The following is an 18,495-nucleotide window of genomic DNA, read 5'->3' on the forward strand; positions in this document are numbered from 1 at the left end:
ATACAGAATCACTCGTCAATCTCTGACACAGATGTCTGACACATCCGCGTATACACAAGACTGGTCGTGTCGGCTAAGCCCACTGTACCCCACTTTGCCCCACAATCAACCCCAAACACGTCAACAACGTACGCAACAGCTCTAGTGCGAGTCTATTCATGCAGGTAAATGGCACTAAATTCGGTGGGGGACAATTCCTCATACCCGCTTGAGAACACCGATAAACACCACCATCGCTTCGGGGTTGAGGCAGCCGCAACGCGGAACACAACAACAAAGCAGAGCACAGCAACACTGAGGGCCTTAACACTTGGGGCTCTGCCAGGAAGTTTTAGCGGCGGCTACCGCTTGAGGGACTGCACACCAAACCAACAGCGTGGGGCAAAGTGGGGACGGTGGGGCAAAGTGGGGAATATGGGCACAATTCCGACCTTGCGGGGCGAAATGGGGGCCACAGCACGTAGCAAAAACAAACAGGCACAAAAACCCCACGGTGACCGTGCAGATCACCATGGGGTTAAGCCCGCTTAACGCAAGAAAAATCTTAATTCTCGTCAAAGCGAGAGCGGAAGCGCTCCTCCATCTTGTCGCCCAATGTGCGCTTACCATTAGCAGCGTTGTTATTGCGCACAGATTTTGCAGCCTTCGACCTCCCACGCGGAGACCCCAAGGAAGAATTCGACAGCGAAGCCGCAGAAAGCTGGTTGTCGGAGTTCCCATTACCACGCAACATCCATACACCAGCGCCGAACATCACCAAGAAACCGGCGATGCTAATGGCGATATACCAAAGGCTAAACTGCGCGGTGGCGGCGCCACCGATGACAGCAACCAGGCCGACTACTGCTAGCGCGACGCCACGGAGTGTCAACCCCCCACCCTCACCAAAACCAGTGAAGGACGAATCATCTTCGGAAACTGAAGAGCCAAACTTAGGGTCCTCAGCAAGCAGCGACTCCTCAATCTCACGGAGTGCTTGCTGCTCTTGCTCAGACAGCGACACGGTGGTTCCTCCTGGTGGGGCAATTGGCATCCCATACGGCTTGCCGTCGGCGCGCATGGACACTTCTCACTAGCTTTCAATCTAGTTAACGCCCAGACTATCGCTATTGTTCCCAGAATTTCTACTTTTTTGCGAGACCCCATCACACCAAATCGCACCTGACATCACACTTGCCACTACATTAGGCCGCAGTACGTTCCACCAGCGTCTGCGCAGCAACCTCAACTAAGAATTCTTCCACTAATTTGAATAAAGACATTACTTGCAGGTCCGAAATTTCCGCACCCAGCCCAAGTTCAATATCCCGAGACAACCTGGAATACGGCTGAAACCGGTGGACCCACTGCTTACCTGCGGCATCAATCAGCGCTAGCTGCTCCCATGCACTTGTCGGCTTCCGACGACGTTTGTCCACCGAAGAAACTGCAACCCGCGCACCAGCCAAACGGAGGCCAGCCCAGTAGGCAAATTCCAATGCTTGACTAGCATCGCCATCGCGCAAGTAGGCACGTGCCTTACCCATCAACATTTCTGCGCTAGCTACCAGCTTGCGGTGCCGGGTTAGCGCTACAGCATCCACCCCAGAACGATTCACCCTAGAACGGTCCACCCCGGCACGAGAAGTAACAGCTCCAGAACGGCGCGTACGTGGCCCCATTCCACCCCGACGCGAACCGGCAGTGTGGTTAAATTTAGTGGTTGCAGAAATAACCTGCGGCATAGTGCTCAACCTCGCTCTATATTTCACTGCTACATCGTGTGAAATTGAGACTATGCCCGGTCGCTCACACCCACCCTGCCGGATACGAAAATCTGTTCGAAAGAATATCGTCAGCCTCATGAAGATCGAATACCGCCGCCTATCGCCACAAGAATTTTCCCTGCTAGCACCCGAATTAGTCGGCATTTACCTTGACGCAATGGAGTATTCGCCAGGTGTCGCAAGCAACCGGATTAAAGCCTGGCGGCGGGATATCTTCCACCCAGGGTTTAGCGCCATTATTGCGGTCGTTGGTGACACAATCATCGGGGTGGCCTACGGCTTTTTGGGTTACCGAGGTTACTGGTGGGACAACCATCTGCGCACATTTTTAGAACAGGCTGGTACCACCAACAAATACCGCCCGCAGCTCAGCAGCTACGCCGAGCTCGCGGAATTGCACGTGCTACCACAAATGCAAGGCCATGGCGTCGGCAAGCGCCTCTTAAGGCAACTAGCCTGGAATATGCCAGCCAATTACCTTCTGCTTTCCACACCAGAAGTCGCACACGAATCCAACCGCGCATTTGGCTTATACCGCTCACTCGGCTTTCGTGACATCATCCGTGACGTGCACTATCCAGGTGATCCCCGCGCCTACGCGATCTTATTTGCCCCGCTCCCCTTACCCGATACGCCCAACCAGTAGGCTCACAGGTACTGAAAGTATTGAAAACCAGCCAAGCTCAGCCAAGTCAAACCAAAAACGACGCTGAAGCCCTGGCACCGACCCACCCCGCAAGGATTTTCCGTGGCATTCGAATTGCGTGATCAAAACGAGCCATTCTTAGCACTCGAGCAACTTCCCGACGCCGTGCACAGCGCACTCGAAGACTTTTTTGCTTCGCGACGCCGCGAGCTCAGCCGCATCGGAGCACCGGTAACACAGGCAATCGACTACCTAGAACGCTTCGTGCTGGACGGCGGAAAACGTATCCGCCCGCTGTATCTCTGGGCGGGTTTCTGCGGCGCCCAGGCCACAGGATCAGCCGCACACTCCGGCGCAGGCGAAGACCACGATGCTGTCATCCGCGCCGCAGCCTCCCTCGAACTCATCCAGGCCTGCGCACTTATCCACGACGATATTCTCGACGCCTCCGAAACCCGGCGCGGCAAACCAGCTGTGCACCGGCAGGTCGCAGATGCACACGACGCACAAGGCTTGCTCGGTGATGCCGGACATTTTGGCACCTCCGTGGCGATTTTGTTGGGAGATATAGCACTAGCCTGGGCTGATGACATGTTCCGCGAATCCGGAATATCCCCACAGGCACTGCTTCGCGCGCAGCAACCTTGGCATCATATGCGGCAAGAAGTCATCGGGGGGCAAATGCTTGATATTTCCATCGAAGCTCATGCCGACGAATCCCGCACGCTGGCGGCCAATGTCAATCGCTTCAAAACCGCCGCGTACACGATTGAACGCCCCCTGCACTTGGGCGCGGCAATTGGCGGCGGATCCGAGGAACTCATCACCGCTTTCCGTGGCTACGGCCGGGATATTGGGATTGCCTTCCAACTTCGCGACGACCTACTGGGTGTATTCGGGGACCCCGAGGTGACCGGCAAACCAGCTGGGGATGATTTACGCGAAGGCAAGCGAACCGAACTGATCGCACTGACATTGTCGCGGGCCGACGAACGTAACCCACACGCCGCAGCTGATCTCCGACGCCTGTTGGGCAACACGTCCGATCAGGCAGAGATCGATCGCATGCGAGAAATCATCACTGCTTCTGGTGCCGTCGATGAAATCGAGCACAATATCGACCAGCTGCGTGAATCCGGTTTGGCCCTGCTACGCACGATCAGCCTGCGCGACGACGTGCGCGCCAATTTGGAATCACTCGCGATCAAAGCCACGAGGCGTCACAGCTGATGACTGTTCGACTACCCATTCCGCGCCCACTGTGGCTCGGGCTAGCAGCGACCGTATTGCTCACGGCCTCGTCATTTGGTGCAGGAGCCGTGCGCAACCGGGGCGGTATCCTCCACGAACTCGGGTGGAGCTTTTTAACCTTCGGCCACGCGCGTGGGCTCGCCAGCGTGGTTTACTGGGTAGCACTCTTCTTGCTGGTTTTCGCGTGGGCACTGCTCGGACGGCAGATCGTCGGCAAGCCTTCGTGTGGTGACCAGCACAGTAAAGCGAAACAACCGGGTACCGCCTCCGTCGGCAAGCATATTACGGTGTGGGTGGCCCCGCTGTTATTAGCAGGTCCATTGGCATCCCGCGATGTCTATTCGTATCTGATGCAAGGCGCGATGCTTCGCGACGGCTTCGACCCCTACAACGACGGTGCGGCGGTTAATCCAGGACCGTATTTGCTGGAAGTCTCCCACGATTGGCGCAACACCACCACGCCGTATGGGCCCCTACATTTATGGACCGGTGAGATAATTACCAGCATCGTCGGCGACAACGTCACAGCCGGAATTATATTTTACAAGCTGCTCTCGATACTCGGCTTTGCCGGAATTGTCTACGCCGTGCCCAGGATCGCCCGCCGTCTGGGTGGCAATGCAGAACTCGCATTATGGATGGCTGCGGCAAACCCCGTGATGATCCTGCACCTGATCGGCGGCATGCACAACGAATCCGTGATGGTCGGGCTGGTCTCCCTCGGGCTATTGCTGGCACTGCGGAAAAAATTCGTGCTCGGCATCGCACTGATCGCGGTTGCGGTCTCGCTCAAAGCTACCGCAGGCATCGCCCTACCATTCGTGGTGTGGATGATGGTGCGGCACTACACCGCGCTACACGACCCACTGTGGCGGCGGCTGCTCAGCCTGCTGATCACCGGTGTGGTTGCCGTGGCTGAAACCATCCTCGTGATCGCGGGCGTAACCGTAGCTTCTGGGTCATCGTGGGGCTGGCTGACTGAAATCACCGGAAACTCCAAGGTAGTCAACCCACTAGCCCTGCCAACCCTGGTGACGGACCTGCTTGTCGGCGGAGTGCTCGGCTTAGCCGATATCGAGCTCACGTACAACCAGGTGCTCACATCAACGCGCACAGTCAGCTCACTGCTGATGCTTGCTGGGCTCGTCATCGCATGGATGGTATTCCGGAAAACCCAGCGTGCAGCCGTCCAAGGCATCGTCGCTGCATACTCGGTTGCCTTTGTGGCCAACTCCGTGACCTTGCCCTGGTATTACGCCTCACTGATTTCGCTAGTAGGAGTCGCGCGCCCACCGATGTGGGTGTGGAAGTTGGCGACCGGCGCTTCAGTGTTTATAGGGTTGGGTTTCGCCGCTGGCGGCAACCACCAGTTCTACAACCTGGTATGGGTACTGGTAACCGGCGCGGTGGCTTGGGCGCTGACGGTGCTGGTGTTCCCGATTGGTGCGCGGGTCAGTTACCCAGCGGCCACGGTGCAGCACAATCAGAACAAATTGCAGACAGTTACAGAGCCAGCGCCTGCGCACGGCGAATAACTTCGCGCGCCAAATGCCCATGCAACGCATCAATCGGGCGAGACGGCAAAGTCTCATCAGGGGTAAACAAATGCTCGAAAATCTCATCACTGCTGAAACCACCATCGGAGAGCACAGTGATTATGCCAGCAACGTGCTTGCTGATCGCACCCTTGTCGTTGAAAAATGCCGCAGGCACATAGCGCTTACCCGAAAGTTCCACAGCGATGATGCGCTTGGCCGACAACAAGTCGTGTACCCGCGTGATACGCAAACCGAGCTTCTCGGCAACCTCCGGAAGCGTCAGCAGCGTCTCGTCGGCAAGCAAAGCAGCTAATGTTTTCTCGCTCAATTGTTTTTCGTTATCCAACACGCCACTACTCTACTACCGCCGCCCAACCACCGATGGTCTGCTACCGGTGCCCTGCTACACACTTCGCACCGCTTATCAGCCATACTGGAGACCATGACAAGGCTGGAACAAGGCGAGATACTGGAAGATCGCTACCGCATAGATCGAGCAATCGCACGCGGCGGCATGTCCACGGTGTACCGCTGCCTCGACCTTCGCCTGGGGCGCGCAGTAGCCGCGAAAGTGATGGACGGCGATTACCTGGATGATCCCATCTCCCGCGACCGTTTTACCCGGGAAGCGCGCGCAATGGCACAACTGCGCCACCCCAATATCCTGGGCGTATATGATTTCTCGTCCGCAGGCGAACACGTCTATCTCATCACCGAGCTGATCACCGGCGGCACCCTCGGCGAGTTACTAGCAGAAACCGGCCCGCTGGATCCCGCCACCGCCACCGTGATGCTGCGATCCGTGTTACAGGGGCTTTCTGTCGCCCACGCGAAAGGCTTGGTACACCGGGATATCAAGCCACACAACGTGCTGATCGACGCCGATGGTGGCATTAAGCTTGCCGATTTCGGGTTGGTGCGCGCGATGAACAACACGCAAAAAACCTCGAATCAGATCGTCGGCACGGTCTCGTATATTTCACCGGAGCAGGTCGACGGTAGCCACATCACGCCCGCTACCGACGTCTATTCCGCGGGGATCGTGCTCTTTGAGCTGCTAACCGGGCAGGTGCCATTCGTTGGTGAGACTTCCCTAGGGCGCGCACTCGCCCGACTGCACAATGATGTGCCGGCCCCCTCAGATTTGATCGACGGTGTGCCACCGCTTTTCGACGCCTTGGTGGCTTCCGCAACCACCCGGAACCCAGATGAGCGTTTTCGGGATGCCCGAGAATTTTTGGATGCGCTTGACGACGTCGCCAGTGAGCTGCAACTTCCACATGTTGCTGTGCCAATACCCGAAAACGCTGCGGCACACCGAGCCGCGGTGCACACACCATTTGCGGAATCTCCTCTACCGGAAGCCACGGCACATTTGCCTCTCGCCGCCGACGGGGACACACCCGCTGACATGATCCCAAACAGCGCCCCAGACGGCACCCACAACGACAGCGAGCCCAACGACAGTGCGCAACCACGGGAAACGCTTGCCGATGGCACCGTCGCCGATACCCCGGCAACGCCTACTCCTGCAGCTGCGAGGCCTGCAGGTTTCGGTGCTCCAGTAAGCCCCGCAGCGCCACCGGTTGCGCCAGTACCACCGCGGGCGCATAACGAAACACGGCTGGAAGGCCCATTTGCAGAAAAACCGCAGCCCCCGGCTCCACCGGCAGCAGCAAGTCCAGCCCCAAAAGAAAAACCACTCAGCAACCGCTCCACAGTGAAGCTGTTGCTTGTGGTTTTGGGAATGGCCGTAGCAACCGGCGCTGTCGCCGTTGCCAGCTGGTGGTTCGGCTCAGGCGGTTACGGCTACATGCCGCAGCTCTGGCTTTAGCAGAAATTGGTGTGCGCAGTGGTAGAACCCCCTTTAGAGTTGCCTACTGCCGGTGAGTAGTAACTGCCGTGGTTAATTACGCAGCATCTCCGCAACCAAGAATGCCAGCTCAAGGGACTGCTGGGTGTTCAACCGCGGATCCACTTTAGACTCGTAGCGGCCAGGAAGATCAATATCTGTGATATCTTCCGCACCGCCCAGGCACTCCGTAACATCCTCGCCAGTCAGCTCGATGTGGATACCACCTGGATGGGTGCCCAGTGCGCGGTGTACCTCGAAAAAGCCCTGGACTTCGTCGATGATTTTGTCGAAGTGTCGGGTCTTATAACCATTCGACGACGTGAACGTGTTGCCATGCATCGGGTCAGACTGCCACACCACTTTATGGCCTGATTCTTCCACGGCTTTAATCACCCCAGGCAAAACGCTGCGGACTTTGTCGTGTCCCATACGCGCCACGAAGGTCAGGCGCCCTGGTTCCTTATCCGGATCCAGTTTGTCGGCGTACGCCACGGCCTCTTCCGGCGTGATCGACGGGCCGATTTTGATGCCGACCGGGTTGGCAATCAAGGCACAGAAGTTAACGTGGAAGTCATCCAAACCACGGGTCCGCTCACCAATCCAAACCTGGTGCGCCGAGAGATCATATAGTTTGGTCTCATCATTTTCGTCTTTGCCTAAACGCAGCATCCCACGCTCATAATCGACGAGCAAGGCCTCATGCGAACAGTAAATATCGGCGGTTTTCAGCACAGAGTCGTTAACTCCACATGCGTCCATGAAGCGCAGACCACGTGAGATCTCATTCGCCAATGCCTGGTAGCGTGCGCCTGCAGACGATGTAGCGACAAATTTCCGGTTCCACTCATTCAACCGGTGCAAATCAGCAGTTCCGGAAGAGGTCAACGACCGAACCAAGTTCATTGCGGCTGATGAGTTAGCGTACGCACGAATCATGCGGGCGGGATCATGGCGGCGAGCTTCTTCCGTCGGCTCCACACCATTAACGATGTCGCCGCGGTAATTCAGCAGCCCATTACTGTCGTGATCAGCAGAACGTGGTTTGGCATATTGGCCAGCAATACGTGCAAGTTTGACCACCGGAGTGGACGCACCATAGGTCAGGACCACTGCCATTTGCAGCAGCGTTTTAATGTTTCCGCGGATGTGCGGTTCAGTATTGGTCTCAAAAGATTCTGCACAGTCTCCACCCTGGAGCAAAAAGGCTTCCCCATTAGCAACCTGGGCCAACTGCGATTTCAAAGAATAAACCTCAGGTGGCAGCACAATCGGTGGAACCGATTCCAAAATCTTCCGTACGTTATCTGCTTGGGCGCGATCCCACGACGGCTGCTGACCAGCTGGACGAGCAATGACATCTTCAAACCGTTCACGGATGCCATCCGGCAGGGGTGGAAGATCAGGGAGCACTTCTTTGGGGATATCTACTGTCCAACTCACACTTCCATTAAAGCAGACGCACGTGAAAACGGCTAAGATATGATCCTTTGCACACGATTCTCGCGATCCAACGCGGCCACGTTCTGGCATACTTTAAACTTTTCCAAGTTGTGCCGTGCGTCGACAAGCGCGTCATGGTTACCCCTTGGCACATCCGGCAGTTTTGGCCGGCCCACCATTTCCCAAAGCTGCTTTAGCTCATGGGTAAAGCGCGGGAAATTTTGCGGTAGGCCACTCATATCACCCCACAGTTGAACCAGCACAACATGGTCATATGCACCTACCCAAGCCCACAAGTCAGGCCGCCCGTCGGTAGTGAGAAATCGCAGAACTTCTCGACGGATTTGAGCATTCGACTTCCACACCGACGAAGAACGCGGGGGCAATTTATTCAACACATTCTTGCGCACCCAAGCGTTAGCGCGGTGTGGATCAAAATCTGTCGATACTGCGTAGTACTCCTCGCCCCGTTCGGAAACAATCCCGATCGAAACTAACTGAATGGTATTGCCGTCTTCGATAAATTCGGTGTCATAAAAATAGCGCACGAATGGTTTGCTTTCTTCCTCGGTCCGGTTCGACGAACAGCTTAACGACGGCGACGCAACGGCACGAATAGCAGCAAGACGATGAGCAGAACTGAGATCGGTCCGACGACAGTGGCATCAACACCAACTGACGCCAAAACCACGTAACCAATGATAGCGATAGTGACCGCGACCAGCCGGAATATGGTGAGTTTATCCACGAAAGGCTTCCTTCTTTCTCAGCATGCTGCGCACTCGGCGGTAATCCTACTCCCAGCGACGATCTTACTCACGGCGCAGCAACGCCGACAATGGGGGCGGATACAGCAACCAGCGTAAAGATTGGATACGCGTGAGATATTTCAATAACGCCCCCGCGGCCAAGGCACCGAGCACTGCACACACGCACCAAAAATAAGTGTTACTCAAGGGAAAACTACCAAATCGGCTAATATCATCCAGCTCCACGTCCACAACCCAGAGGCGTTGATAATGGAACATAGCCATGATGCCGAAATGATGGCCGACGTAAAGTGGCAAAGTATTGCGCCCAAGTTTGAGCAGTACCGCGCTGACACGAGGAAGCAAGGTCAGCACAACGGACAGCACAATAGCAGCCGGGAGGGACAACACGTGCTGAACAATGCGAAAGAGCAGATCAAGTTCAAAATCGCCAAACTTAATGATTCCCGGGCCGTCCCAATAGATCGTGGAGCTGCGCATACTTCCCCACATCTCCCCACCTATATAACCCATGACGTACGCCGCAGTGACCCCAACGACAACCGGCATGCGTTGAACGTGTGCCGTAAATCGATGCACCGAGGCTGAAAAGTACGCAGCAAAAACAAATACGGGAAGATAGATGACTGATTTCGCGATCAGGTGCCAATGCTCATGGAATGGCAACAGCGCAACGGGACCGAGAAAAGATACCAGAACAGCTGCCCACCCAGGAAAAGAACGCAACAACCACAGGACAATATTGAACACGACTAACGCGTATAAAAACCAGATCATCGTAGACCCAGTAACGAGCTGCAGCAGAAAATAAGTCGCGGACGGCCACGCGGAATCATAGTCTTTCATGATGATTACCTGGAAGGCAGACAGCTCGAGTGGCACCCAAATAATATAGGGAACCAGTAGGAACCAGAGTCGGTGGGCGAAAAGCTGCCAGAAGCTATATCTGAATATTTTCGCAGCAAAAAGCCCGCTGACTAAGAAAAACAGAGGCATCCGCAAGGGGTCGAGGAATTCATTTGCTTGCGAAAGCCAGGTATCGCGAGCCTCGGGAATCGCCAGCGAGACGTGAAGGACGATAACGCCCAAAATTGAAATCCCGCGGGCGATATCGGGCCACTTCAGCCGCTGCTTAGCCACTATCCTCCTGCTACTGAATTACGCGGGGTTGGGCTCGGTGCCCTCTGGATAGCCATTGCCTGCTTGCAAGGAATCCTTAACTTCCGATGCGTAACGATCGACATATTCGGTACCGGTCAGTAACGCCAGTTCGCGCATCACAAAATCCGTAAATTTCCGTATTGTCTGATGGTCTTCCGGGTTAAGCCCCTGCTCATCCGCCCATTGATGTGGCGAGATCGCCTTACCAAAACGCACACCAACTTTGGCAGGGCGTGGAATCCATGAACCAATTGGGTTGGCTTTGGCGGTATTTATCATCGCCACGGGAATTACGTCGACGTTCGTGGTCATCGCAATCCGCGCCATGCCCGTGCGTCCCCGGTAGATACGACCATCAGGACTACGCGTACCTTCCGGATAAATACCAAAAATATCGTCGCGAGCAAACACAGTTTCTGCGGTATCGATCAGTGCATCACCAGCATCTTTTGCAGTGCGGTCAATGGGAACCTGCCCCGCAGAGGTAAAGAAAAATCGCTGGATAGCCCCGACGAATCCGGTTCCGGTAAAGTATTCTTTTTTCGCCGGGAATGTTAGCTGACGCGGGCAAATCAGCGGGAGGTAAAACGAGTCCATCACTGCCTGGTGGTTGGACACGAACATAGCGGAGCCTTGGTTCGGAACGTTTCCTAAGCCTTCGGTGAATGGACGATTCCATACCCGCAGCCACGGGCCGATTAGCACATACTTAAAAAAGCGGTACCAGCCATTGTTCATGCCCTTGGTATTTGCCCTCGCCACAGCTCGGATCCAGCCTTTCTAGCTAATTTTTGCGGATTCTTCAGCATATCGTGATAAGTGTGCAACCCCAACCATACCCGCCGCGGACCCTAGTTTTGTAATAGAAACCTGCGGGTGTGGCCTATGAGTTGCTGCGACCATGGACTCGCCCATCACCTCGTGGGCACGAGGCAAAAACAGGTCATGATTACCCATTACACCGCCACCAAGCACAATCAATTCCGGATCGATGACATCTGCGACAAAAGACAAGCCAATACCAAGCCATCGAGCAAATTCCGCTACCACCGCTTGCCCTAACGGATCGCCTTCGCGTGCTGCAGCCATGATTTCTTCACCGGTAGAAGCGGTATGTAGCAAAGAACTGCGACGATATTCAGGGCATTCGTCGGCAAGCTCTAACACGGTATCAGCCAGTGCAGTTCCCGAAGCATAGCGCTCTAAGCAGCCTCGCTTACCGCAGGAGCACTTACGCCCACCAGGGACCACTGTGACATGCCCAAATTCTGGAGCCATGCCAAAGGACCCACGGAAAATCTCGCCCTGGTGCATGATGGTTGCACCAATTCCAGTACCGACAGAAAAATAAACCCAAGTTTCTGCCTGCTGCGCCTGCCCAAACACGTATTCACCCCACGCAGCGGAATTGGCGTCATGTTCCAGGCGTACCGGGATTCCGAGGCGTTGAGTCATGATGTCGCGAACCGGAGCTTCGCGCCACGGTAAATGCGGCGCGAACCGAACCTTCGTGCATTCGGGGTCAAGGAAACCTGCGACCGCAAGACCGACAGCGGAGATCTCATGGCGATCCCGCAAAGTATCAACCAGTGCCACCAACTTGTCGACGAGCACGCCTTCGCTGTTTGGAGTCAACGTTGCAGCGCGGTCCAATATCTGTCCATGCGCATCGACGACGGCAGCACGCATGTTTGTGCCGCCAATATCTACGCCGATCGTCAAGGAATTCGAGGCAATTGACATAACCATCTCACTATACTCCATCCACTCGCCAAATCCGTTTTATGTACGGCGATCTTCCTGTGAGCTCGCGTGCTACCGCAGCGCAAAGAACCCGCGTCTTCTTGGAAGACGCGGGTTCGAAACAACGAAAGGATTGCCGTTAGTTAGTCGTTAACTAGTAGCGGGAAGCTCCAGTAATCGGCATGGAGTCATACGGAACGACCTGGACGGGAACACCATAGGTAGAGGCATGCACTACCTTGCCGTCACCGATATACATACCGACGTGAGTGGTACCAGGGTAATAACCGATGATATCGCCGGGTTGCAGTGCATCGAGTGATACCGGGGCACCTCCGGATAGTTGTGCCTGAGAGGTACGCGGGATGCTCTTGCCCTGCTGTTGATAAGCCCAATGCATCAGGCCAGAACAGTCAAAGGAGTCAGGGCCTGCCGCACCCCAGTTATAGGGCATTCCAAGTCGAGTCAATGCAGCTCCGGAGGCCCCAGATCCTGCAGCGCTCAAAAGAGCTTCGCCGGCAGCTGTGAGGTTTGCCGAGCCACCACCGCCAAGAGCTGTCCGCTCCTCCTCACTCAGAGCGTTGACACGCGCTTCCAAGTCTGCGATGTCAGATTCCAAAGCGTCGCGCTGCTCTTGCAGCCGACCGCGTTGGATTTCCAGATCAGTCTTGTGGAAAATCGCTTCCTGGAGCTTAGCATTAGCCTTGCTGGCGCTCCGAGCGGATGCTTTCACTTCGTCCTGCAGTCGTTGAATCTCATCGGTGGCTCCACGAGACAAAGAATTCAAGAACGCTTGACGATCAATCATTTCCTGGGGGCTTCCTGAAGCCAACACCGCTGAAGCGTCATCGATGGAAGTTCCGGTCTGCTTTGCTTGCGCAATCCGGTCTACTGTCTGTTGCAGTGTTTGGCGTGCGTCCGCCGCCTGAGCTGCCTTCGCAGCGGCGTCGGCACTAAGGGAATCAAGCTGCGCGACACGCAAGGAACGCTCCTCTAAAACGCCCTCAAGATTTTTCAGTTCCTCGTGCTTGCGGGAAAGCTCGAATCCCTTCGTTTCGATGTCATGTTTGACGGTTTCAATGTCGTCTGCAGACGCTGACGGAGTACTGAATGCGCCTCCCCCGAGAATAAGGGCGGAAGCAGTTGCGATGGCTAGGAGGCGCTGGCGTGACCGGAAAGCACTAGAAATCATGCGTTGAGTAACTTTCTTTATGATTCGAGTAGACCAACGGCAATACTAGCGCTATGCACAGCGCAATGGCTAGTCCTGCCTTCTGCTTAGAAACGTACGGCTGAGTGGATAGGCTGGAAGTGCAGTGGACGCTCGCCAACCGGACTGCCGGAGTTCAAGGCGTCAATGATGGTGCCGTGGCCGGTGTAGATACCAACGTGCGAAGCGCCACCGTAGTACGCAATGATGTCTCCGGGTTGCAGAGCGTCCAAGGATACTGGAGTTCCACCTGCAGCCTGAGCCTGCGAGGTACGGGGAATGTTCACACCTGCCTGCTGGTATGCCCAGCTAGTAAGACCAGAGCAGTCGAAAGAGTTAGGACCTGCAGCACCCCAGGCATATGGGCTACCGACTACGGAGCGTGCCGCGTCAACGATTTGCTGACCTTTCGAACTTACAGCATTCTGCGCAACCTGAACCGGGTTGGTTCCGTGTGGAGCTGGGGCCGGGGCGTTGTTCAGGAACTCCTGAGCACCGGGGATGTTTTCAACGCCAGGAACATCCACAGTGAAGTTGGTGTACGGGATAGTGAACTCAGCAGCGGTTGCCATTCCTGGCGCCATCATGGTTGATCCGACTACAACAGCGGATGCAGCAGCTACACGACGCTTGGTGGACAGGGTCTGCTTACGGTGTTTAGCCACGAAATATTCTCCAAAATCGGTTGAGTGTGCACTACAGTTTTCGGTAGTTTCTGCTCAGAGCATCTTCTGTCTCGGCGTTGAGAGCCGGATGCCTGACTTAATGTCACAGATAGGTTACGAAATGACAACAAACGTTGTCTAATCGAGTACCGAAATTACAACCGTTATCGACCTGTTATCTAGACGTTGCAATATTGACATCGCAACGAGCACGACTGCGTCGCACTGAAACGAACGTGGAAAATAAGGGAAAAACAATCGAATAAGCAGGGGTTTCAGTAGCTGAGAGCAGATCGCTACGATAAAACCACCAATAGGCAAAGAGCATGCCATTTAAAAAAATTCAATTGGGATGACATTAGTCACATATGTAGTTATTGCAAGAAATTCTTGCCTTGAGCGCTATTAGCAACGTGTCATTATCATGTCGACAAAACTTCGGTTGACGCTAAACCGCACCGTCTCGAGATGTAATAGCTGCGGTCATTTCGTCTGAAAACTGGGTTAAGTCAAAACAGTCAAGGGCCCGCACCGGTGTGGCAGCCAACTTCGGCACTGCGTTGTTGGCGGGTTTTGCCCGACTTGATACTCCATAAACACAACACTCCCCGCCTCTAGAAGTCCTAGAGACGGGGAGTGTTCGGCGTATTTGGCGATAAGCCTAGGCGCGTTGAGGTTTCACCCGAAATTATGAAATCGGGTTACTTAGTCATCGAGAAGTCCCTTCCGACGATCGGTCTCACGGTTGGCCTCATTGAGGCGGCGAAGCATTTCTGCTTCTTCCTCGTGATTGTCGTGCTCGATGCGACGCCTACGATCAGCAACGTCATCCGGGTCCGGGCTGAACACACCGGAAGCGTTTTGGTCTGCGTAGCCAAGCTTGTTTAATTGCTTTGGAACAGCGGCACCAGCGTACTCCAGCGGGATTGGGTCACCATGCTCGTCAACAGGACCCAGCGGTTGGTGCACCTCAATAAATGCACCGTTAGGCAGCTGTTTAATAGTCCCGGTCTCGATACCGTGTTCAAGTACCTCGCGGTCGGATCGCTGCAATGAAACGCAGATGCGATAGGTCACGAAGTAAACCAGTGGAGGGAGCACCACCAAACCGATGCGGCCAAACCAGGTCATTGCATTCAGCGAAATATTGAAGAAGTGTGCAACGTGGTCGTTACCACCGGAAATGGTGACCAGCAGGAAGAAAGTGATGGCCATTGCACCGATCGCCGTGCGAGCAGGGACGTCGCGGGGACGTTGCAGAAGGTTGTGGTGGGCATCGTCGCCCGTAGCTTTCTTCTCCAGTGCTGGGTAGGCAAAAAGCAAGATGACCATGACGCCACACATGAGAGCAACCCAGAATGCGGATGGGATTGTTTTGCCACCGATGTAGAGCTCCCAGGCGGGCATAATACGTGCCACACCGTCAGTCCAGAGCATGTAAACGTCCGGCTGCGACCCTGCAGATACCTGCGATGGGTTGTACGGTCCAATGGTCCAGAAACCGTTGATAGTCAACAAGCCTGCCATCAAGGCCAATACACCGGCGACGATCAAGCCCATACCGATGGCCTTAGTTGCAAAGACCGGCATGATGCGCACGCCAACGACGTTGTTCTCAGTGCGTCCGGGCCCTGGCAACTGCGTGTGCTTCTGGTACCAGACGAGCATCAGGTGGGCGGCGATCAGTGCCAAGATAATTCCTGGGATGATCAAAACATGCAGGATATAGAACCGGTCCAGCATCAGCTCAGATGGGAAGTCGCCGTCGAAAATTGCCCAGTGAATCCAAGTGCCGATGATTGGGACACCAAGAATGATGGCGGACATGATGCGCAGGCCGACACCAGACAGCAGGTCGTCCGGCAGGGAGTATCCCATGAATCCTTCAACCATGCCCAGCATGATGAGAGCACAACCGATGATCCAGTTCGCCTCGCGAGGGCGACGGAACGCACCGGTGAAGAACACGCGTAGCATGTGCGCAACCATAGCCATCATGAACATCAGCGCTGCCCAGTGGTGCATTTGGCGTACAAACAGACCACCGCGTACTTCGAAAGAAATATCCAAAGCCGTCGCGTAGGCGCGAGACATCTCGACACCGTTGAGCGGCAGATAGCCGCCGTCGTAGATAACTTTAGTAATTGATGGGTCGAAGAACAAGGTCAGGTACACGCCGGTCAGCAACAAAATAATGAAGCTGTACAGGGCGATCTCACCCAGCATGAACGACCAGTGGGTAGGAAAGACTTTGTTGATCTGGGTGCGGACCATCCCAGAGATCGTGTAACGCGAATCGACGTTGTCCGCTATTTGTCCAAGTTTATTGCTCATTAGGATTCACGCTCCCAGAAAGCCGGGCCAACTGGCTCGATGAAGTTACCGCGGGCGATGAGGTACCCCTCTTCGTCAACGGTGATGGGCAACTGTGGCAAGGCACGAGCCGCAGGACCGAATACGGGCTTTGCATACTGCATTGCGTCGAACTGCGACTGGTGGCACGGGCACAAAATGCGGTTGGTTTGTGCCTCAAAAAGCGAGGTTGGGCAACCGACGTGGGTACAAATCTTTGAATATGCATAGTAATCGCCGTAGTGGAAGTCTTCCTGATTCTCCCGTTCGACAACCGCTTTAGCATCGTCATGGCGAAGACGAATTAGCATGACTGCGTTCCGTGGTCCGTGAATGGAATGCATATGGTTTTCATATACATCGCGCTGTGGATCGTAGCGATCTCCATCGTTGACGTCGTCTTCAGCTAATGGGAATACAGTCTCCATCGCAGCCGCAGACAGGTCTTCCGGGCGGACACGTACCAGGCGGGAAACACCTTTGGTCTCCCAGTGGTTTCCGGATTGCCCCTCATGGTGTTCAGCAATCGCACCGGTGTCACGCGCCAAGTAAAGCTTTACGCCCTGATCGTGAAGAGTCCATCCAGAAGTCCACAAAGTTCCATCGCCGTTGTAATTCATCTCATGCCGAACGGCCCAGGGGTTACGAATCGCACCGCTAAGAGGAGCGATGACAACAAGTCCCGCAAGGATTCCTGCACCGCCAAGCAATCCCTGCAATGCTTTTCGGCGACCAAGGGTCGAAGTTTGCCAAGCGTCGTTGAGCAAAGCGGTAACCGTCTGCCGATCAACTTCGTCCGAGGGGCCATCGTGCCGGTTTTGCACAGCAATTTCTTCCGGCACCATCTTTTTAACGATCATCACCACACCGATGCCAAGGCAAAGAATGGCAAGACCAGAAGTGAGGCCAAGCAATGGCGTGTATACGGCGTGCAAGAACTGACCGGATTCGCCATGTCCCTTGTAGCCCCATGGCCAGAACAGGTAAACACCGAGGAAAGCGATTGCAGCGACGATGGCTACAGCGAAGAAGACGCCGACAGAAATCGATGCGCGCTTCTCTGCTGGGTCATTTTCTACCGGGAACCGTTCTTTCCGATATGCGACGGTGACTTCATCGAGTTCCGTACCGAGTTGAGCCAATTCATCTTGGCTCATACCCCGAAGCTCTTGTTCCGTGTAATTCTTTTTCTCGTTCGACATTAGGTACGCGATCCAATCCACATAGCTGCACCAACCAGAGCGGTGATGCCGATGATCCACATGGCCAAGCCTTCAGCAACCGGGCCCAATCCACCTACAGACCAACCACCCGACGAAGGTGACTCTTTCGCGTCTTTAATGAACGCGATGATGTCTGCCTTCTCGTCGTGGGTCAACTGCCGTTCAGAGAACTTAGGCATGTTCTGCGGACCAGTGAGCATAGCCTGATAGATCTCTTGCTCGTTGGCAGGGTCCAAAGGAGGTGCAAACTTACCGGACGAGAGCGCGCCGCCGCGACCAGTGAAGTTGTGACACGATGCACAGTTCATCCGGAACAACTCCGAACCGCGCGCTATATCTTCTGGCTGAATCTGGCCGTTATAAGAAGAACCGCGAAGTTCCTCCATCGCAATAGTGCCGTCGTCGTTATAGACAAGGTCAGGTCCCCCACCGTTAGCTGCTACGTACGCGGCCAACGCGAGAGTTTGTTGTTCGGTATAACGCGGGGTTTTCCGCTCTGCCTGTGCGTCGTTGGACATCATAGGCATACGACCTGAATGCACCTGGAAGTAAACGGAGCCCTCGCCGACGCCAATCAGCGACGGCCCACGATCAGGAACACCCTGCAAGTTGGTTCCGTGACAAGTAATACATGCAACTTCGTAGATGTCCTTGCCTTCTTGAATCAGAGCTTGGTCATCACGTTGTGCGGTAGCGACTTGCGCTTCCGGGGTCAAAGCGCTGGCAAGAATACCGGCGCCGGTGAGCCCTACAGACAATGCAGCTGCGCCGGCGAGCGTCCGACGCATCTTGCGTTTACGGCGCGAAGCGCTCGCTTTGCCGACAGTCGGGTTTTCCCGTTGCGGCTCTGTGTTCGGGTTGGTATCCATCATTTC

Annotated in this window: 18 protein-coding genes; 4 read left to right on the top strand and 14 right to left on the bottom strand. The window is 55.1% G+C overall.

Going from position 1 to position 18,495, the window contains the following annotated elements; translation table 11 throughout:
* Window positions 1-544 precede the first annotated feature (544 nt).
* Window positions 545-1,003, bottom strand: a complete 459-nt coding sequence (locus tag QP888_RS01590; protein ID WP_284811853.1) for a DUF3040 domain-containing protein — start codon at window positions 1,001-1,003, stop codon at window positions 545-547.
* A 181-nt stretch (window positions 1,004-1,184) separates the two neighbouring features.
* A complete protein-coding gene (locus QP888_RS01595; RefSeq protein WP_284811705.1) occupies window positions 1,185-1,724 on the bottom strand; it encodes an SAV_6107 family HEPN domain-containing protein in 540 nt (179 codons plus the stop codon).
* A 118-nt stretch (window positions 1,725-1,842) separates the two neighbouring features.
* Here QP888_RS01595 and QP888_RS01600 point away from each other — a divergent pair, with 118 nt between their 5' ends.
* The 3 genes from QP888_RS01600 to QP888_RS01610 all read left to right on the top strand — a co-directional run bounded on the left by QP888_RS01600 (window position 1,843) and on the right by QP888_RS01610 (window position 5,198).
* A complete protein-coding gene (locus QP888_RS01600; protein WP_284811706.1) occupies window positions 1,843-2,412 on the top strand; it encodes a GNAT family N-acetyltransferase in 570 nt (189 codons plus the stop codon).
* A gap of 102 nt (window positions 2,413-2,514) precedes the next feature.
* Entirely contained in the window at window positions 2,515-3,642 is a 1,128-nt protein-coding gene (locus QP888_RS01605; RefSeq protein WP_284811708.1) for a polyprenyl synthetase family protein, read from the top strand.
* Complete coding sequence (locus QP888_RS01610; RefSeq protein WP_284811710.1) at window positions 3,642-5,198, top strand: alpha-(1->6)-mannopyranosyltransferase A; 1,557 nt, start codon at window positions 3,642-3,644, stop codon at window positions 5,196-5,198. The genes QP888_RS01605 and QP888_RS01610 overlap by 1 nt, the downstream gene beginning before the upstream one ends.
* Here QP888_RS01610 and QP888_RS01615 read toward each other — a convergent pair.
* Window positions 5,167-5,550 (bottom strand): Rv2175c family DNA-binding protein, encoded by a 384-nt coding sequence (locus QP888_RS01615; RefSeq protein WP_284811711.1) that lies wholly within the window; start codon window positions 5,548-5,550, stop codon window positions 5,167-5,169. The genes QP888_RS01610 and QP888_RS01615 overlap by 32 nt on opposite strands.
* A 93-nt stretch (window positions 5,551-5,643) precedes the next feature.
* Between QP888_RS01615 and QP888_RS01620 the strand changes: the two genes are divergently transcribed.
* Window positions 5,644-7,035 (top strand): protein kinase domain-containing protein, encoded by a 1,392-nt coding sequence (locus QP888_RS01620; RefSeq protein WP_284811713.1) that lies wholly within the window; start codon window positions 5,644-5,646, stop codon window positions 7,033-7,035.
* Between the two features lie 72 nt (window positions 7,036-7,107).
* Here QP888_RS01620 and QP888_RS01625 read toward each other — a convergent pair whose 3' ends face one another.
* The 11 genes from QP888_RS01625 to qcrC all read right to left on the bottom strand — a co-directional run bounded on the left by QP888_RS01625 (window position 7,108) and on the right by qcrC (window position 18,492).
* On the bottom strand, window positions 7,108-8,496 hold the full coding sequence (locus QP888_RS01625) for a class II 3-deoxy-7-phosphoheptulonate synthase (protein WP_018120486.1): 1,389 nt from the start codon (window positions 8,494-8,496) through the stop codon (window positions 7,108-7,110).
* Between the two features lie 32 nt (window positions 8,497-8,528).
* Window positions 8,529-9,044, bottom strand: a complete 516-nt coding sequence (locus QP888_RS01630; protein ID WP_284811716.1) for a polyadenylate-specific 3'-exoribonuclease AS — start codon at window positions 9,042-9,044, stop codon at window positions 8,529-8,531.
* A gap of 41 nt (window positions 9,045-9,085) precedes the next feature.
* The gene (locus tag QP888_RS01635; RefSeq protein WP_284811717.1) at window positions 9,086-9,244 is read right to left on the bottom strand and encodes a hypothetical protein; all 159 of its coding nucleotides are present in this window, start codon (window positions 9,242-9,244) and stop codon (window positions 9,086-9,088) included.
* 64 nt (window positions 9,245-9,308) lie between these two features.
* Entirely contained in the window at window positions 9,309-10,406 is a 1,098-nt protein-coding gene (locus tag QP888_RS01640) for an acyltransferase family protein (protein ID WP_284811719.1), read from the bottom strand.
* A gap of 18 nt (window positions 10,407-10,424) precedes the next feature.
* Window positions 10,425-11,165 (bottom strand): lysophospholipid acyltransferase family protein, encoded by a 741-nt coding sequence (locus QP888_RS01645; protein WP_284811855.1) that lies wholly within the window; start codon window positions 11,163-11,165, stop codon window positions 10,425-10,427.
* A gap of 42 nt (window positions 11,166-11,207) precedes the next feature.
* The gene (locus QP888_RS01650; protein ID WP_284811721.1) at window positions 11,208-12,170 is read right to left on the bottom strand and encodes an ROK family protein; all 963 of its coding nucleotides are present in this window, start codon (window positions 12,168-12,170) and stop codon (window positions 11,208-11,210) included.
* Between the two features lie 154 nt (window positions 12,171-12,324).
* On the bottom strand, window positions 12,325-13,362 hold the full coding sequence (locus tag QP888_RS01655; RefSeq protein ID WP_284811723.1) for a C40 family peptidase: 1,038 nt from the start codon (window positions 13,360-13,362) through the stop codon (window positions 12,325-12,327).
* Window positions 13,363-13,448: 86 nt separating this feature from the next.
* Window positions 13,449-14,045, bottom strand: coding sequence for a C40 family peptidase (locus QP888_RS01660; RefSeq protein WP_284811724.1), 597 nt, complete (start codon window positions 14,043-14,045; stop codon window positions 13,449-13,451).
* A 705-nt stretch (window positions 14,046-14,750) separates the two neighbouring features.
* Window positions 14,751-16,379: a cytochrome bc1 complex cytochrome b subunit gene (gene qcrB, locus QP888_RS01665; protein WP_284811726.1), complete on the bottom strand. Its 1,629-nt coding sequence runs from the start codon at window positions 16,377-16,379 to the stop codon at window positions 14,751-14,753.
* Complete coding sequence (qcrA, locus tag QP888_RS01670) at window positions 16,379-17,599, bottom strand: cytochrome bc1 complex Rieske iron-sulfur subunit (RefSeq protein WP_284811729.1); 1,221 nt, start codon at window positions 17,597-17,599, stop codon at window positions 16,379-16,381. The genes qcrB and qcrA overlap by 1 nt, the downstream gene beginning before the upstream one ends.
* Window positions 17,599-18,492 carry a cytochrome bc1 complex diheme cytochrome c subunit gene (gene qcrC, locus QP888_RS01675; RefSeq protein WP_284811731.1) on the bottom strand — a complete coding sequence of 298 codons (894 nt, stop codon included), beginning with the start codon at window positions 18,490-18,492 and terminating at the stop codon, window positions 17,599-17,601. Before qcrC ends, qcrA begins: the two co-directional genes overlap by 1 nt.
* Window positions 18,493-18,495 lie beyond the last annotated feature (3 nt).

Origin of the sequence: Corynebacterium sp. MSK297 (assembly GCF_030232885.1) — a bacterium.
Classification (GTDB): Bacteria; Actinomycetota; Actinomycetes; order Mycobacteriales; family Mycobacteriaceae; genus Corynebacterium.